We start from the raw sequence: 16,355 nt of genomic DNA on the forward strand, positions 1-16,355 counted from the left end.
AGAACATCTTGAAAACTATTCCTTTCATGGTTTTTCGAGATTGGGAGGTACTGTATGGGAGCTTACACATTAAAGAGTATAGGAAGTTCAAACGATTATATGACCATTGAACGTGAAATGGACGACGGTTATGTAGTCCGCATAGTGCGCGACCGCGACGGCTATGACGAAGTTACGACGGATTTTATAAGCAAATCCTTATTTGAAAGCTGTGTAAGAACCGGATACATCACAAAAATCGAAAAACCGGTAAAAATCGCCGTAAACACATAAAATATCGGGCGGCATTTCATCGATTATGGCGATTACGCTTACCGATTGAGAACTTTTAGCGATCTTAAGCAAACCGCATAGTCGGCCGGCGGTAAAATCATAAAAACGCCCCTAAGATCATATCAACGGCGGAAGTAAATTTTACTTTTGCGTCGGGAACTGAAGGCAGCCAGTTTATACGGATGCCTTTTTTTTCCATACCGCGAAACCACGTTTCCTGCCGTTTTGCAAATTGCGCTATTGCATGATTGAGAGCTTCGTACATGCTTTCTTTCGCCGCGTATTTTCCTTCAAGGAACTCCGAAATAAATTTGTACTCAAGTCCCAAACTTTCAAGTCTTTGCCAAGAAACGCCGTTTTTATGAAGATCAAAAACTTCATCCAGCATTCCGGCGTTAAACCTTTCCCGCAGGCGTCTTTCAATATTTTCCCGCAATACGGGGCGCAAAAGAGTTGTACCTATTATAAACGGGCGGATTTCGGGTTTAGGCGGCTGGGTTTTTCGGAATTCGATGAGATCGTTTCCGCTCATAAAAGTCTTTATTTCTATGTGACGGATCACGCGTTCGCGGTCTTTTAAATGCGACGAAGTGTGAAAATCGGGACACATTTTTAAAAGGATTGCGCCGAGTTCTTCAAGCGTCTTTTTTTCAAGATCCTTCCGGAGCGAAGGATTTTCCGGCACTGGAACAAGGTCATAATTCCTTACGACCGAATCGATATACATCCCCGTTCCGCCCACAAGGAAAGACATTTTCCCCCTTTCTGAAATCTGCGAAAACGCCTTATAAAAATCACACTGGTAATCGAAAACGTTGTATTCATAACTCAGATCCGTGATATCGATCAAGTGATAGGGAATTTTCTTTCCGTCCGGAAGCGTATATTCGTCAATATCCTTGCCGCTCCCCAAGTTAAGTTCCTTATACACCTGCCTCGAATCTGCCGAGATAATCTCTCCGCAGAATTTATCCGCAAGGCGCACGCCCAGAGCCGTTTTCCCCACGGCCGTGGGACCTAAGAGCACTATCAGGTTGTATTTTTCAAGCGGCAGTTTAACAAAAGAATCTGCGGCTTTTTCAACTCCGGACACCGCTAGATGATCCTCGCTATTGCGCATTTCAAATATTCGGATTTGGGATCTCCCAATAAGACCGGATGATCGTAAGCCGCTCCCCGTTTTTCGATTATCTGAACGCGCTTATGACTGTCGGTCGCCGCATGCATGAGCATGCTGTAAAACGTAACCGAATCAAAAAAGTACGAACAGGAACAGGTGACCAAAAAACCGCCTTCATTTAAAAGGCGCATTGCACGCAAATTTATTTCCTTATATCCCCCGTAGGCCTTTTTGATCATCTTTGCGCTCTTTGTAAATGCCGGAGGATCAAGTATTATAACGTCGAATTTTTCACCGCCGGCTTCGTATTTTTTTAAAAGATCGAAAACGTCGGCGCATTCGGTTCTTATGATTTTTTCAAAACCGTTTATTTTTATGTTTTCACGCACGGTTTCCATCGCTTCGGGTGAAATATCGGCACAGATCACTTCTTTTGCGCCGGCCTTTGCGGCGTTCAGTCCGAAGGCGCCCGTGTGGCAAAACGCATCAAGAACTTTTTTTCCGCGGCAATAGTGCGCCGCCGCCCTGCGGTTAAATTTTTGATCCAAAAAATATCCCGTTTTTTGGCCGCGAGCCAGATCAACTTTCAGTTTTATTCCATTTTCAACGATGGTTATCGTCTCTTCCCGAGCGGCGCCTATCCAGCCGGCAGTCCGCGCCAATCCTTCTTTTTCGCGCACGTCGGCGTCGCTTCGCTCATAAATTCCGTACGGCGAGCATATTTTTTTCAACGCTTCAAGAATTTCATCTCTAAAAACTTCGCACGAAAGCGCTAAAAACTGAACGACCAGATACACCTTATGCGCTTCCGTACAGTAGCGTTCCACGATCAGCCCGGGAATAAGATCGGCTTCGCCGAAGATCAGGCGGTAAGAATCTTCATCGGAATAATTCAGGCGCCGGACGTTAAAAGCGTTGTGAATTCTTTTAGACCAGTATCCGCTCAAATCTTCATATATTTTATCTGCATGTTCGTTTCCGATCATACGGACGGTGATTTTCGACGTGCGGTTTATGATTCCCGTTCCTAAAAAACCTCCCGCCTTAGTAAAGACTTCAACTCCGCTCCCGTCTTTTACATTGCACCCTGAAAGCGGCGCCTGCGTCTTCTTTCCGTTTTCCTGATATTTTACAAAGTCTATCTCGTTGTCAAACACCCACGGAAAGCCCTGCTCGATTTCCTTTTCTTCACGGGGTTTTAAAAATATTCGCGCAAAATCACTCATAAAAGCGAGTATACACTCAAACCGCTAACCTGTACAATGAAGACGCTTTTTAATATAATTAATCAAATTAAAAATTCACTTTAAGAGGATCCTATGCTTTTTATTTTCGATATGGGGGGAGTTTGTATAACGTCCGCCTCGCTTGAAGAACAGATTTCAGCCAGCCTGAACATCAGCGTGGAACAGGCAAAAGAGTACGCCGTCGACGACAAGGGGCGGGACATGATGCAGCTTTTAAGCGACGGAGTGATCACGGTTGAACATTATTGGAAGGAATTTTCAAAAAAATTAGGAAGACCGATAACCGCCGACTATTGGCGGCTGGCTTTGCGCCCCAACCGCATTCCCGAAGTTTATGAAATCATAGGTAAATTGATTAAAAACAAGCACCGCGTAGTCTGCGGAACAAACACAATATCCAGCCACTATGACTGTCACCTGGCAAGAAACGACTACGGAATATTCGACATGACGTACGCTTCGCATCAGATGGGAGTTTCAAAACCCGACCCGCGTTTTTGGCAGTTAATTTTAAAATTTGAAAAAACTGAGGCGCAAGATACTTTTTTTATAGACGACAGACAGGAAAACGTTGAGGCGGCCGCAAAACTGGGTATACAAACACACAGATTTACAACCGCCTCAAACTTGGAAGACGCTTTAAAAAACTGGCTTTAACGCTGCCGTTTTAACTAGAGAATCTTGAAAAACTCGCCTTAAGCGGTTTTTCAAGATTCAGTCAATATAGGCCGCTCGTTACCGCTTCAAGCTCAAAACAGTTTCAAGCAGCGTATCGGCCGTTTGAATTGTCTTTGCGTTGGACTGAAAACCGCGCTGGGTTACAATCATGTCGGTAAACTGATCCGTAAGATCCACGTTTGACATTTCCAAGGCGCCTGCCAAAAGGCTTCCGTTTCCCGCGATGCCGCTTTCGCCTATTCTTGCAATGCCTGAGTTGTTAGACTGAACATAGGTGTTATCCCCGGCTTTTTCAAGACCGTTTTGGTTTGCAAACGATGCGAGCGCTACCTGTCCGATCGTGCGGTTGGTTCCGTTGCTGTAAACGCCTGTAATAACGCCCGAAGAATCGATCTTGAAATTGTCAAGGTAACCCATAGTGTACCCGTCCTGTGCAAAGGCCTTCGTAGTGCTCTTGGACGCCGATTGTGTAACCGTATTTCTCTGGCTTCCGATCGTGCCGAGATTTATGTTCATAGTCTGACGGTAAGGAGTTCCGTCGGCGTATGCGTTGGAATCGGGAACGGTAAACGAAGCCTGCAAAACAATTTCTCCCGCCGGATTTGAAACGTTATTAGCCGTGTCTACTGCGGACTGCAGAGTTCCGGTATTGTCAAAATTCACTAGGAAAGTATTTCCTACACCGTCCGTCGTTCCGATGCCTATGCGGGTCTGCGTAACTTCAGAATTTTCAGGATCGACTAGCACCGTCGCCAGCCACTGATTAGGATTGCCGGGCACTCGTTCAAAGGAAACCGCCAGATTGTGAGTGTTGCCGAAACTGTCGTATATTTTAAATTCCGTATTCCAAGTACCGCGGGCAACGTCGGCATCGCTTGCGCCTTCAAGAATTTCAGGCGTGTTTTTATCAAGGTTGCAGGCAAAATTCACGTTCTGAGTAGCGCGGGCGGGATCCTTAGATCCTACGGGTATCGTGAGATCGGTGGGGCTCGCCGCCGTAGTCAAAACCTGCTCGCCGTTAAGATCACGCGCCATCCAGCCTTGCACACGCATACCGTTCGCAGGGTTTACGAGAGTTCCGTCCACGTCCAAACTGAAAGCTCCCGCGCGCGAATAAAACGATTCTTCCCCGTTTTTCAGAATAAAAAATCCGTTACCCTGAATGGCAAGATCCGTAGAAACGCCGGTTGTTTGAAGGTTTCCCTGAGTGAAAACCGTATCTATCGCAGCGACGGTCATTCCCAGTCCCACTTCCTTAGGATTTACGCCGCCCACTTCGGTCGTAGGCGCGGCGGCTCCTGACATCTGCTGTGAAATCATGTCCTGAAAATTAACGCGGCCGCGTTTGAAACCTGTGGTGTTCACATTTGAAATATTGTTACCGATAACGTCCATCCGTGTCTGGTGATTTTGCAGACCGGAAACCCCGGAATAAAGCGATCTCATCATATAGCTACCCTCTTTTTAATTACCATACACGGCGTTGATTTTTTCCATATCGTACAGAACGCCGTTTATCTGCACTTTCGGATTTTCACCGCGGGTCGCGCCTTCCACAATCCCCTGTATAGTAGCGTCGCCCGTATTTATTTCAACGGTTTTTCCTATAGTGTTTACGGCGTCGGAAGAACCGAGCATTGTCGCCAGCTTTGCAAAGGAATTGCTCATATTGTTTATCTGCTCAAGCGACGAAAACTGCGCCATCTGTGCAATAAACTCGTTATTGTCCATAGGATTTGTAGGATCCTGATGGGAAAGCTGTGTCAGCAGCAATTTTAAAAAATCATCCTTGCCTAATTGCTGACTTGCCGTACGTCCGTTTACCGCAAGTTTTTTGTTAAAATTGTCGGCGGTCATCTGCACCTGCGCTTTTTCCGCCGCGCTCATGGTTGGACTGAAATCCATCATATTCTCCTAAAAATTTCCGTATAAATCCTAAGCTACTATATTTACCGAATAGTCAATACCGTATTCCCGCTGCACTTCGGGCGCCGCCGAAGAAACTTCCGCATAGTCGCCGTATATCTTATCCGAAATATCCTGCATATGCTTTTGGCCGCCCTGCCCTCCGCCCGAATTTCCTCCGGCGTTATGATTTGCCATTGAAAGATCGAACGAAGCCGATTCAAACCCGCTCTGCATAAAGGCGTTTTTTAACGCTTGGATATTGCCTTCAAACGCCGCCATCGCTTCGCGTGAATTCACGGTTATGTGACCCGTAATTATCTTATCGGCCAATTCAAGATTTATCTTAACGTTTCCTAAAGATTCCGGATGAAGGACCATGGAGATATTTCCGAAGTTATTGTCTTTTAAAACTATGGAACCTGCGCGGGCAAATTCAGCCGCCTTATCCTGAATAAGATTTGAAAGCATCGATTGGAAATTCGAATTTACGCTTCCGGCCGGCGAGCTTCTATCAGTTAACATGTTCGGGTTTATTTGATTTTGATTAAGATCGAACGTAAACTGCATATTACTGCCGTCAAAACGCGTTTGAGTTTTAAAAGCGGCGGCGAAGGAATTTTTATCCGAGGCCGATCTTCCCTCGGACACATCCTGCGTTTCCGCCAAAGAGCGCAAATCCGTAACTTCAAAGGCAAGTTTATCGCCCAAGACGATCGTCTTTTTGCGGGAATTGCCTTTGACGTCCGTAACGTCGTCAGACGCGTCTTTTCCGGCGAGTCGCGCCTTTGAGGCATTTTTCAAAGCCGCTCCCGAAGCCTTTACAGCGTCCAGTCCGATTCCTATAAGAGCGGATTCATTATCCGAAATTTCTTTTGATTTTTTTCCTAGGCCGAACGAATCTTTTTCGCCGATTTTTTTACCCGAAGTTCCCGTTTTTTTAGGCGCCGCGCCTTCGGCCAAGGACATTTCATCCGCATCTTCAGTTTGAAAAGGTATTTTAGCGCTTGCATCTTCGGCGGCAAGTTCTACGGATTTAGAACCTTTAAGACGTGAATAAACGGCTCCTTCCTTTGTGCGTCCGGCATCCGCCGCGCCGGAGTCTTCGACGGCACCGGCTTCTTCGCCTGCGGCACCGCCTTTTTTTAGAGCCGTTCTTTCTGAAATTTCAGCCTTATCGGTGGCTTTCTGCATTTCCGTGTCTTTGCCGGCAGCGTCTTCCCGCTCGGCGGCTGCAGCTTTCTCGGCTTTAGCATCGCTCGAAATGTTCGAACTTCTTGAAACGCTTGAGCCGCCCGCACTGTTCCCACCGTCTTCCGCCGCCGCATTTTTTACGCCGATTGAATTTTCCGCCGCATTTTTTACGCCGATTGAATTTTCCGCCGCACTGCCTGCCGCCGAAACTCCGCCAGTCAAAGTCCTTCCCGAAACAAATTCCATCTGACTGCCCGAAAAGCCGCCTCTGCCGGCAGGGTCGGAAGAAATTGCGGAATTACTCATACCGGCAAGAAATACGGCTCCGGCCGACTTTATCATTCCCTGAGCGCTTTCTTTTTGATTGAGTAAAGAACCGGAAAAACCGCCCTGAGAAGAAGACCCGACAAAGCTCGATCCGGACGTTTCCGCTTTAAGTAAATTTAAAAAAGAAGACGGCGAATGGGAAGGGGCGTGAGACTGTTTTGCAAACGGATTTTGCAGGTTTTGATTGTCAAACGAAACGTTGACAGTCTGCATAAGTTCCACCTCCAATGTTAAAACATCGGAAATACGGCAGAACCTGTCGCCTAGTTCAACGATTCGGGTTTATTGACCATCTTACGCTGGATCTCGGCCGCACGCGCCGCCGGCATAAGGGAAAGCCAATAAGAAACCATAGAACTTGAACCGCTCGCTCTGGCCTGCTCTTCGACTTTGCGAAGAACGTCTATGACTGTTTGGTCGTCCATTGCAAGCAAAATGTTCACCGCGTTTTGCGGCGCCATTCCGGTCAAATTCTGCGAAATTTGCACGATGTTTACATTCTTATCATCGTACTTTTTTACAACATTGTTGAATGTTTTTTCCCTTTCTTCTTGAGTTTTTATTCTTTCTTCGAGTTCCTGGGCTATTTGGCGGTTGTGCTGTTCCGCCGCCGCAAGATCCTCGTCGCGTTTATCAAGTTCCTGCTTGTAAATATTCAGAGCTTCGCGCTGCCTGTCGAGTCTGTCCTGATCGAGATCCGCAGTTAAAGGATGCGATGATGTTGAAGAAAGCGAAGTTTGAGGCTCTCTTCCCAAAAGTCGGTACACAGGCGAAAAAAAGGTTTTTGCGTGAATTACGCCCAGGTAATCGAACCACAAAAGGCCGCCCAAAATAAGTATGATGATTAAAAATAAAAGTACTATGGATTTTCCCAAGCCGGAACCGTGTCGTGCCACGTTTTCTCCCCGTATTATCGATTAATGTTTAAATAATATACCATAATTGAAGCATGCGCAATAATAGGATCAAAAAGGCACAAAAAGTATTCAAGAAAAGCGAACCGACGATGTTCTCGGCGCAAGATGCACGGGCACGGGGAATGCTTTTAAAAAAGTAAAACGGCGGAACGCAGGACGGCAAAAGCGACGCGGAGCCGTTGTCACGCACTCTCATTGTATATATAATAACAAGCATATCGGGGTGTGATCCTTGCGGAAAATCTTTTCGCGGATCTCTGAGATTATACCCGAGGGCGCCGTACGGCTGCCCCAACCTGATCCGGATAATACCGGCGGAGGTAGATATGAAGAAAATTCTTTATACCTTTATCCTTTTATCTTTAATCAACTTATCACTTACGGCAGGCGGAAGATCCGAAACGGATCAAACCAAGAGCGGCTCTTCTCAAAGGCAAAAAGAGGTCGTAGTCTATACATACGACTCCTTTGTTTCCGACTGGGGAGCGGGGCCTGAAATCACAAAAAGGTTCGAGCAAAAAACGGGACTTAAACTTTCGCTTGTTTCAGTCGGCGACGGGGCGCAGATTCTCTCGCGCGCAATTCTCGAAAAGAACGATCCGCAGGCGGACGTTCTGCTTGGAATAGACAATAACCAAACCGATGCGGCGCGAAAGGCTAAAATCTTAAGCGCGTACAAGCCTTCGGGCGCGGAAGAAATTCCTTCGGAGCTTCTTTTGACGAGCGACTATATTTTGACCCCGTTCGATTGGAGCTATTTTGCCCTGATTTACGACACACAGTCAAAAGTCCCCGCGCCAAAATCTCTTGAAGATCTTACTAGGCCTGAATACTCTAAAAAACTCATCCTGATGGATCCGAGAATGTCCACTCCGGGGCTCGGCTTTGCGGCGTGGACCATAGCCGTTTTTAAAGACAAGTATCTTGACTTCTGGAAGCAGCTCAAGCCTTCGATTTTGACAATGGCTCCCGGATGGGATGCGGGATACGGACTTTTTACGCACGGAGAAGCTCCTCTCGTAGTGAGCTACACGACAAGCCCCGCTTATCACGTTGAATATGACAAGACAGACCGATACAAGGCACTGATATTTAGCGAAGGCCACATAATGCAGATAGAAGGAGCGGGCGTCGTAAAAGGGGCGCAAAACGAGCAGGGCGCAAAAGCCTTTATGGATTTTTTGATCTCTAAAGACGCCCAAAGCATAATCCCTCTCACCCAGTGGATGTATCCGGTAAACAAAAATACGGTTCTTCCGGATTGCTATAAGGCGGCTCCGCAAGCGGATAAAAAACTTTCCGTAGACAGCGCAAGCCTCGGCGCGGCCGTCGAAAAAATAATGGCCGCCGTTCAATGATGATCCAGCGATGATTCAGTGATGAAAAAAACAGCAGGGCCTAAGTATTTGCCGGCAAAAACTGTTTTATACACGGCGTGCGCATGTACGGCCTTGCTTTGCACTGCAATTTTGACAGCGGCGTTCGTCATTCCTTTTATTGCTGCAATCGCGCCCGCTTTCACAAGCGTTCATGAAGAAGAATCTCAATACGCTTTTTTTTCGGTGATAAAACCGGCTTTTTTTACCGTGCGTTTGGCTTTTTTTTCAACGGCGCTTGCAGTTGCGGTCGGGCTTCCGGCCGCATATCTTATTGCAAACAAAAAATTTTTAGGGCGCAGCTTTTTAGAATCGCTTTCGGCAATCCCGCTGTGTTTTCCTCCTCTGTTGGTAGCGCTGGGCTATGTGAGCGCGTTCGGAATGCAGGGATCTGTAAATAAGGCTTTAATGAAAATATTCAATTTAGAGCTGCCGCCCATAACTTTTTTGTATTCCTTTGCCGGCATCATACTGGTTCAGGGATTTTACAATTTTCCGATCGTAATGAAGACCGTGGGAGATTCTTGGAAAAGGATCCCCAAGGAAATGCAGGAAGCCGCAAAAATGCTGGGCGCAAAAAAATTCTGCATTTTCAGAACGGTAACGATATTTCAATTGCTGCCGTCCCTTGCCGCTTCTTCGCTGATCGTATTTTTATTTTGCTTTTTCAGCTTTATCATAGTTTTACTGTTCGGTACCGTAGGAAGCGCTACGCTCGAAGTGGAAATCTATCAGGCCGCCCGCTCCACCCTTAATTTTCACAAGGCGTCCGTGCTTTCTCTTTTGGAAACGGCTATCGCAGTGTCGGTTATCGCGCTCCATGCAAAGGCTGAAAAACTTTCGCAAAAAAACACGGGAATAAGTTTTTCAAACGATGAGAGCGGCAAAGACGACAAAAACGGCGAAAGTTTTTTAAAAAATTCGCCTCTTTCGGAAAAAATACCGGCCGCTTTTGTGATTTCGCTGATCGCAGTCTTTTTTCTTTTGCCTCTTTTTATGCTTGCGGTCAACGCTTTTTCCGGCAACGCGGAACAACGCGCCGTAAGGTATATGAATTTCACTTTTGCGAATTTTATAAAAATATTCTCGCAAAAATCGTTTTATGTTTCGGTAACTCACACGTTTCAAACGGCTTTTTCTACGGCCGTTTTGTGTACGGCGGCGGGAACGGCATATTCCTTTGCCTTAAAAAGATTTTCAAATCCAAAAACGATATTTCGTATCGTTCCGCTGCTCCCCATGGCGGTTTCGTCGATCGTAACCGGATTCGGAATGACGCAATTTATAAGGCGGGGTTCCCCGCTGACGCTGATCCTTGCCCAGTCCGCGTTATACTGGCCGTTCGCCTTCAGACAGATAATGCACGGAGCCGACAGAATCCCAAAAGAAATTCAAGAAGCGTCGGTTCTTTTGACTTCAAGGCGGTTTGACAGGTGTTTTTCCGTAATGCTGCCGTTGTGTAAAACAAATATGATAGGCGCGTTCGGTTTTTGTTTTGCAATGAGCGCGGGAGACGCCTCCCTGCCGCTTATCTTGGCGATTCCGCGTTATGATACGCTTTCGCTTTTTACATACAGGCTTGCAAGCTCGTACCGCTTTGACGACGCCTGCGCATGCGGATGCATTCTGGCTCTTCTTACGGCCGGAGTCTTTTATTTAAGTTCAAAATTTTCGGAAAAAAACCTATGAGCTATCTTGAAATTTCTCATCTTGTAAAAACTTGGAACGACGGTAAAAAAAATAAGTTTTTTCTGAAGCGGCCGCATGAAAGCGGAGCGGGACAAAAGGAGCGTCAAGATTTTTCGATAGATTTTTCATGTTCGCTTGAAAAAGGCTTGATTTTGGGAATTGCAGGGCAATCGGGCAGCGGAAAGTCTACTGTGCTGCGGCTCATAAGCGGACTTTTGGAAAGCGACGACAGCCGCATACGGGTGGACGGCGGCAAAGAGTTTACCGAAAAACCCAAGATTTTACTTGACGGCAAGGACATTTCAAAACTTCCGCCTGCCAAACGCGGAATAGGCATGGTCTTTCAAACTCCCGCGCTTTTTCCTCACCTGAGAGTGGACGATAACGTCGCATACGGGTTACGCTACGGGGAGGTCTCATCCGAAGTTCGACTTTCAAAAAAAGAAGCAAGAAAATACGCCGCCGAATACCTCGACAAATTCAACATGAAAGACCTGGCCGAACGCTTTCCCGATTCTCTTTCGGGCGGAGAAGCCCAGCGCGTAAGCCTCGCCCGCACGCTTATCATGAACCCTTCTCTCATCCTGTTTGACGAGCCGTTTTCCGCCTTGGACGCGCCCCTTCGCAAAAAACTGGCAAAAGAGATAAAGCAGCTTCAAAACAAGACAGGCTTTACCGGCATTCTTGTAACCCACGATATAAACGAAATAAAAGCTATGTGCGACGCAGTTACGGTGCTTTACAGGGGAAGGCAAATTTGGACGGGAGATCCTAAAGATTTTTGCGAAGAACTCTTGCTCGGCGGTTCATAAAGTTTATAAGGCTCACAGGGCCGCCCACAGTTTCAGCTTTGGGAGATTCCGCAATTTTCCGCCGCCGCAGGGAAACGCTATCACGGCTTGCCGCAATCATTCGCCCATCCGTCGATCTTCCTGCCGATTTTTTCGATCAGGGCGATAATCTCATCTTTTTTGCTTTCGGTATAAAACGAAGCCTTGGCGTTTAATTTTGCCGCGAGCGGAACAAGCGATGAAATTTTTTCCATATCGACGCTTTCCGCGTCATATTCCAAAAGCACGCTGCCCGTCCTTTCATTGTATGAAACGGAGAGGATCTTCCCCAGCTTTGCGGCAACGTCCACAGCCGCTTGCCTTATGTCGTCATCGCGCAATATACGGTCGCGAAGCCGTATTCGGCCGGGGAAATAATTGATCTGCATAGCTTTAGCGGTTACCGAGCAGCGATTTTGCCGCAACCGCGCTGAACAAAACCGTTGAAAGATTGTGAAGCACTGCGGCAAGGGCGGGACTTAAAATTCCTGCCAATCCGGCCATAATCAAAACGGAATTCACCGCAACGATGCCGCGGTTATTGCGGTCGATCTTTTCAAGAAGCCTTTGCCCCAAAACACGCGTAGTCAGCAGATCCGAAAGTCCGTTTTCCGAAGATAAAACTATGTCGGCCGTCGCGCTTGTAATATCGGCGCAGTCGCCCATAGCGACTCCTATATCGGCAGTTGCAAGTGCGGGAGCGTCGTTTATTCCGTCCCCTATCATAAGAACCTTGTGCCCAGCCTCTTTTTGCTTTTTTATGTATGAAACCTTATCTTCAGGCAGAGCCCTAAAAATATAAAAGTCGATTTTTGCGGCTTTCGCGGCGGTTTTTGCGGCTCCCTCGTCGTCTCCGGTTATCATCGCGCACGTAGTAACCCCGTTTTCATGCAAAAGCTCTATTATGCGTTCGGCGTCCTTACGCACAGGATCCGTAACGGCCAAAACACCAAGCAGCTGTCCGTCTTCCGCAAGATACAAAAGAGACTCTCCCCTGTCGACGGCCTCTTTTTGAATACGCTCCATATTCTCAGGTACGGCTACGCGCTCGTCTTCAAAGACAAAATGTCTGCTTCCTATGATAAGTTTTTTTCCGTCCATAGTCGTAGCGATGCCGTGGGCAACCACGTATTCCACCTTGGCGTGCCTTTCACGGTGCTTGAGTTTCCTGTCGGCGGCAGCCTGAACTATAGCGCGCGAAACAGGATGAATAAAATGCTCTTCAAGGCAAGCCGCAATCGTGAGCACCTGACTTTCAGTAAGATTTCCGAACGGAATTACTCGGGACAACTTAGGTACGGCCGCGGTCAAAGTTCCGGTTTTGTCGAATACTACGGTATCGGCGTGCGACGCTTCTTCAAGAAATTTGCCGCCTTTTACCAAAATACCGTGTTCGGAAGCCTCCTTCATGGCGCTTAAAACGGCGATCGGAGAAGCAAGTTTCATCGCGCATGAATAGTCCACCATAAGAGTGGCCATAACCTTTGTAATATCGCGCGTCGCAACAAATACCAGCAGCGAAAGCAAAAAATTATACTTTACAAGAGTGTTCGCAAGATTCTCGGAGCGAATCTGAGAAGATACTTTAAGCGATTGCGACGAATCGATCATCGCGAGTATGTTTTGAACCTTTGTTTGACTTCCGACTGCGCGTACTCGGATAAAAAGTTCCCCTTCCTGAACTATAGTTCCTGCAAAAACCGATTGTCTTTCTCTTTTTTCCACCGCTAAGGGTTCGCCGGTGATTGAAGCCTGATTTATCAACGCTTCACCTTTTATAACATCGCCGTCGGCGGGAATAACCGCGCCCGTGCGCACTGCAACCGTATCTCCCGTTTTAAGCATATAAAGCGGGACGGATCTTTCCGTATCCCCTTCTACGAGCCGGACTTGCTCGTGTTCGTTAAGCATAGTATGGGCAAGATTATCGTACGATCTTTTTTTTGTAAAAGTTTCAATGGCTTCCCCTACGTTAAGAAGAAAATTGATATTGGAAGCGGTATTCATGTCACCGTTTACGGCCGCCATAGTGATGGCCGTTGCGTCAAGAACAGAGGTGTTAAAAATATCGCCGCGCGCAACATGGCTCATGCCTTTAAATATTCTGGGTAAAAAGGCTGCGACGTTTAAAATAAGCCGTATTGAAGGAGGAAAAAGCCTGCGTATATAATGGTTTGCCGTCATTGCAAAAAGCGCGCCCCAAAGGCCGTGATCTTTAACGGGCTCTTCCACAGAAGAAAGCATTTCTTCGTCACAGAGATATTTGTCCGAAAGCGCCGCAAAAAGAGCTTCTATTTTCTTTTGGGACAAAACCGATTCGTCATAATAAATAAGGAACGCGGCGGTAACACAATTGACCGTCACCTTTATCATTCCTTCCTGCACGCAGAGCAGCTGCCGAGCCAAAGCCGCCTGATGCGAAGAAATTTCATCCTTGTTGTATCCTACCCTGATACGTCCCGGAAGAGAATGTTTAATATAAAAATTCATGAAGGATCAGTTCTTTTTTGCAGCGGTCTTTTTTGAAACTTTTTCGGCCGCTACATCTTCGGCGTCTTCTTTTACGGATTCAAGAAACTCAAAGGCTTCCTCTTTTAACTGAAGACCTGCCGCAGCAACTTTTGCAACTCCCTTTCTAAAAGTGCTTGTTTTAATGAGAGACGCAGCAGCGGCCCCTACCAAAACTCCGATCAAAAAATTTTTTCCTATTGTCATAATAACTCCCATAAAAAGCAACGGCCGTTCAGACCTTGTTTTTTTATAATTTCAGGGCGGCTTTTGCCGCACACGGATGTGCGACCCACAATCAAGGCTGACAGTTTTTGAAAAAAACTGTTCGTTAAAGAAAAACAAGGATGTTTTTCTTAAACTATAATAAAGAACTTACATGAATTTATCAACTGCGCGCCCAAGACGCCAAAAACGTGTGCGCCCAAAATGCGCGAATGCCGCATTTTAAAGAAATGTGCACTTTCCGCGTACGAAAGGTCATCGCACGAAGATCGGCGCCCAAAGCGCGCACGAATATTTCTAAAAACGAGTGTCCCACCTGCCGCAAAAAACGTTTTCTCGAAACTTACCCGTAAACGGCGCCTTGCCGGTCATCTTGTCCACGGTAGCTTCTATGGCCTCGCTATGCGACATGTACGAGTTTATGTAGCAGCGCGCCATAGGAACGTCGATGAGCATATTCGTAAACGAAAGCGAAACCGCAAACGTCGGAACTTCGGAAAAATACCACGGCTGCTTTGCGGGCATGTCCCATTTTACGCGCATGGTGTTGAATTGAGCAAAACCAGAAACATTTAGAACAAGCAGAACGGCGTCGTATTTCTTTTTGAATTCTTCACACTTTCCTTTAACTTTCATAGGTTCAAAATCTACGGCAAAGCCCCTGGACTCAAGCGCTTTCACAATGTTTTTTATGACGTCTTCGTTGTTTGAAGGCAGTTTGGTTCCTGCTATAACCATATCGTCGGCGCCTATGTATATGAGCTTTATGTTCTTATATTTTTCAGGCGTCATAGGCAGATAATGATCCCTGTCTTTTACAAGCGTCACAAATTCGGCCGCCAAATCCCTTGCAATTTTTTTGTGTTCGGCGCATCCCACTACGGAAAGATTTTTTTCAGAAGGAACGAGAGATCCTGCCCTTTGTTTTTTGGGAAGCCCGATAGCGGCCTTAAGTCCTATTATCCTGTGAAGCGCGTCGGAAAGCCTTTCTTCGGATATTATTCCTTTTTTATAGCCGTCCATCATGTATTGAAAGTCTTCGTCCTTATCGTTAAAAAACAAAAACATATCGCAGCCGGCGGCAATGGCCGAAGGAACCTGCTGCGAACGCGGTACTGTCGCGCCGAACATTCCTATCATATGAGAGGCGTCCGTAACGACGAGTCCGTTATAGCCCAGCTTTTCGCGCAGCAATTTTTGGATTAATTCCGGAGCCAAGGTTGCCGGACGAATATCCTCGTCTTTTAGTGAAGGATCAAGCTTTTTCGAATATTTAGGAAGCGCTATATGCCCCGCCATAATCGTCATAACGCCTTCATCTATAAGCGCTTTATAAACCTTGCCGAACGTTTTGTCCCATTCTTCCGGCGAAAGATCGTTTACCCCCATTATAAGGTGCTGATCGTTTTCTTCAGTGCCGTCGCCCGGAAAATGCTTTATACACGTGGCGATACCGAATTCCCTCATCGCTTTAAAAAACGATTTTGCAAAACGGATAACGTCGTTCGGATCTTCGTTATATGCCCGCAGATTGACTATGGTATTGCGCCAATTATAGGGCAAGTCCACAATGGGAGCAAAATTCCAGTTGCAGCCGACCGCATCGGCTTCGGCGGCGCAAACTTTTGCCATCTTATATACAGATTCTTCCTTTCCTATGGCAGAAAGCGCCGCTCCGCACGCAACGGCAGTGCCGCCCGTCATTCCTCCGTTTCCTCCGGCCTCACAGTTTGACGCAATCAATAAAGGAATACGGCTTGTTTTTTGCAGACATTCTGCCATGTCGCGGATATCTGCAGGGGGCGCGTTGTGATAGCGGACGCCGCCCACGTGATATTTTTCCAATAATTTTGAAATGTTTTCAGGCTTACGGTCATCCGCCGATGCCAAAAGCGTAATAAAAAGCTGCCCGATTTTTTCTTCAACGCTCATGGAAGAAATTGTCTTTTCTACCCAATCAATCTGAGCGTCGTTTAAGTAAAACGGTTTTGCCCTTAAGTCTACCATCGTGGTCCTCCGGAATAATCAATAAATTTAATCAATAGCATAAATTTCGAATTTCATTT

General features: G+C 46.7%; 15 protein-coding genes. 5 read left to right on the forward strand and 10 right to left on the reverse strand.

All coding sequences use genetic code 11. The annotated features are described in order from the left end of the window. Positions 1–54 precede the first annotated feature (54 nt). Positions 55–273 (forward strand): hypothetical protein, encoded by a 219-nt coding sequence (locus HRI96_RS08085; RefSeq protein ID WP_210116874.1) that lies wholly within the window; start codon positions 55–57, stop codon positions 271–273. Positions 274–370: 97 nt separating this feature from the next. Here the strand turns inward: HRI96_RS08085 and miaA are convergent, their stop codons facing one another. Beyond that, positions 371–1,366 (reverse strand): tRNA (adenosine(37)-N6)-dimethylallyltransferase MiaA, encoded by a 996-nt coding sequence (gene miaA / locus HRI96_RS08090; protein ID WP_256729192.1) that lies wholly within the window; start codon positions 1,364–1,366, stop codon positions 371–373. 2 nt (positions 1,367–1,368) lie between these two features. Further along, positions 1,369–2,619, reverse strand: a complete 1,251-nt coding sequence (locus tag HRI96_RS08095) for a class I SAM-dependent rRNA methyltransferase (protein WP_210116876.1) — start codon at positions 2,617–2,619, stop codon at positions 1,369–1,371. 93 nt (positions 2,620–2,712) lie between these two features. Here HRI96_RS08095 and HRI96_RS08100 point away from each other — a divergent pair, with 93 nt between their 5' ends. Then, the gene (locus HRI96_RS08100) at positions 2,713–3,297 is read left to right on the forward strand and encodes an HAD family hydrolase (RefSeq protein WP_210116877.1); all 585 of its coding nucleotides are present in this window, start codon (positions 2,713–2,715) and stop codon (positions 3,295–3,297) included. 78 nt (positions 3,298–3,375) lie between these two features. Here the strand turns inward: HRI96_RS08100 and flgE are convergent, their stop codons facing one another. Genes flgE through HRI96_RS08120 form a run of 4 tightly spaced genes read right to left on the reverse strand, consistent with a single transcriptional unit; the run spans position 3,376 to position 7,640 of the window. Further along, positions 3,376–4,767, reverse strand: a complete 1,392-nt coding sequence (gene flgE / locus HRI96_RS08105; RefSeq protein ID WP_210116878.1) for a flagellar hook protein FlgE — start codon at positions 4,765–4,767, stop codon at positions 3,376–3,378. 15 nt (positions 4,768–4,782) lie between these two features. Further along, entirely contained in the window at positions 4,783–5,226 is a 444-nt protein-coding gene (gene flgD / locus HRI96_RS08110) for a flagellar hook assembly protein FlgD (RefSeq protein WP_346267159.1), read from the reverse strand. Positions 5,227–5,253: 27 nt separating this feature from the next. Continuing rightward, complete coding sequence (locus HRI96_RS08115; RefSeq protein WP_210116879.1) at positions 5,254–6,957, reverse strand: flagellar hook-length control protein FliK; 1,704 nt, start codon at positions 6,955–6,957, stop codon at positions 5,254–5,256. Between the two features lie 50 nt (positions 6,958–7,007). Next, complete coding sequence (locus tag HRI96_RS08120; protein WP_210116880.1) at positions 7,008–7,640, reverse strand: periplasmic-type flagellar collar protein FlbB; 633 nt, start codon at positions 7,638–7,640, stop codon at positions 7,008–7,010. A 347-nt stretch (positions 7,641–7,987) separates the two neighbouring features. On the opposite strand from HRI96_RS08120, the gene HRI96_RS08125 reads away from it, so the two are divergent. The 3 genes from HRI96_RS08125 to HRI96_RS08135 are packed head-to-tail and all read left to right on the forward strand — an operon-like array spanning position 7,988 to position 11,538. Further along, positions 7,988–9,019, forward strand: a complete 1,032-nt coding sequence (locus HRI96_RS08125) for a thiamine ABC transporter substrate-binding protein (RefSeq protein ID WP_210116881.1) — start codon at positions 7,988–7,990, stop codon at positions 9,017–9,019. A 21-nt stretch (positions 9,020–9,040) separates the two neighbouring features. Then, positions 9,041–10,726, forward strand: a complete 1,686-nt coding sequence (locus HRI96_RS08130; RefSeq protein WP_210116882.1) for an ABC transporter permease — start codon at positions 9,041–9,043, stop codon at positions 10,724–10,726. Beyond that, entirely contained in the window at positions 10,723–11,538 is an 816-nt protein-coding gene (locus HRI96_RS08135) for an ABC transporter ATP-binding protein (RefSeq protein ID WP_210116883.1), read from the forward strand. Before HRI96_RS08130 ends, HRI96_RS08135 begins: the two co-directional genes overlap by 4 nt. An 80-nt stretch (positions 11,539–11,618) precedes the next feature. Here HRI96_RS08135 and HRI96_RS08140 read toward each other — a convergent pair whose 3' ends face one another. The 4 genes from HRI96_RS08140 to HRI96_RS08155 all read right to left on the reverse strand — a co-directional run bounded on the left by HRI96_RS08140 (position 11,619) and on the right by HRI96_RS08155 (position 16,296). Continuing rightward, the gene (locus tag HRI96_RS08140) at positions 11,619–11,945 is read right to left on the reverse strand and encodes an HMA2 domain-containing protein (RefSeq protein WP_210116884.1); all 327 of its coding nucleotides are present in this window, start codon (positions 11,943–11,945) and stop codon (positions 11,619–11,621) included. Positions 11,946–11,949: 4 nt separating this feature from the next. After that, a complete protein-coding gene (locus tag HRI96_RS08145; RefSeq protein ID WP_210116885.1) occupies positions 11,950–14,046 on the reverse strand; it encodes a heavy metal translocating P-type ATPase in 2,097 nt (698 codons plus the stop codon). Positions 14,047–14,052: 6 nt separating this feature from the next. After that, positions 14,053–14,271 (reverse strand): hypothetical protein, encoded by a 219-nt coding sequence (locus HRI96_RS08150; RefSeq protein WP_210116886.1) that lies wholly within the window; start codon positions 14,269–14,271, stop codon positions 14,053–14,055. Positions 14,272–14,586: 315 nt separating this feature from the next. After that, a complete protein-coding gene (locus HRI96_RS08155) occupies positions 14,587–16,296 on the reverse strand; it encodes a glycoside hydrolase family 3 protein (RefSeq protein WP_210116887.1) in 1,710 nt (569 codons plus the stop codon). Between the last annotated feature and the right edge of the window lie 59 nt (positions 16,297–16,355).

This window comes from Treponema parvum, from assembly GCF_017893945.1.
Lineage (GTDB): Bacteria > Spirochaetota > Spirochaetia > Treponematales > Treponemataceae > Treponema_D > Treponema_D parvum_A.

Excerpts from the sequence above, each read along its gene's own strand:
- HRI96_RS08085 (WP_210116874.1), top strand. The coding sequence starts at position 55 with ATGGGAGCTTACACATTAAAGAGTATAGGAAGTTCAAACGATTATATG.
- HRI96_RS08095 (WP_210116876.1), bottom strand. The coding sequence starts at position 2,619 with ATGAGTGATTTTGCGCGAATATTTTTAAAACCCCGTGAAGAAAAGGAA.
- HRI96_RS08100 (WP_210116877.1), top strand. The coding sequence starts at position 2,713 with ATGCTTTTTATTTTCGATATGGGGGGAGTTTGTATAACGTCCGCCTCG.
- flgE (WP_210116878.1), bottom strand. The coding sequence starts at position 4,767 with ATGATGAGATCGCTTTATTCCGGGGTTTCCGGTCTGCAAAATCACCAG.
- flgD (WP_346267159.1), bottom strand. The coding sequence starts at position 5,226 with ATGATGGATTTCAGTCCAACCATGAGCGCGGCGGAAAAAGCGCAGGTG.
- HRI96_RS08115 (WP_210116879.1), bottom strand. The coding sequence starts at position 6,957 with ATGCAGACTGTCAACGTTTCGTTTGACAATCAAAACCTGCAAAATCCG.
- HRI96_RS08125 (WP_210116881.1), top strand. The coding sequence starts at position 7,988 with ATGAAGAAAATTCTTTATACCTTTATCCTTTTATCTTTAATCAACTTA.
- HRI96_RS08130 (WP_210116882.1), top strand. The coding sequence starts at position 9,041 with ATGAAAAAAACAGCAGGGCCTAAGTATTTGCCGGCAAAAACTGTTTTA.
- HRI96_RS08135 (WP_210116883.1), top strand. The coding sequence starts at position 10,723 with ATGAGCTATCTTGAAATTTCTCATCTTGTAAAAACTTGGAACGACGGT.
- HRI96_RS08140 (WP_210116884.1), bottom strand. The coding sequence starts at position 11,945 with ATGCAGATCAATTATTTCCCCGGCCGAATACGGCTTCGCGACCGTATA.
- HRI96_RS08145 (WP_210116885.1), bottom strand. The coding sequence starts at position 14,046 with ATGAATTTTTATATTAAACATTCTCTTCCGGGACGTATCAGGGTAGGA.
- HRI96_RS08150 (WP_210116886.1), bottom strand. The coding sequence starts at position 14,271 with ATGACAATAGGAAAAAATTTTTTGATCGGAGTTTTGGTAGGGGCCGCT.
- HRI96_RS08155 (WP_210116887.1), bottom strand. The coding sequence starts at position 16,296 with ATGGTAGACTTAAGGGCAAAACCGTTTTACTTAAACGACGCTCAGATT.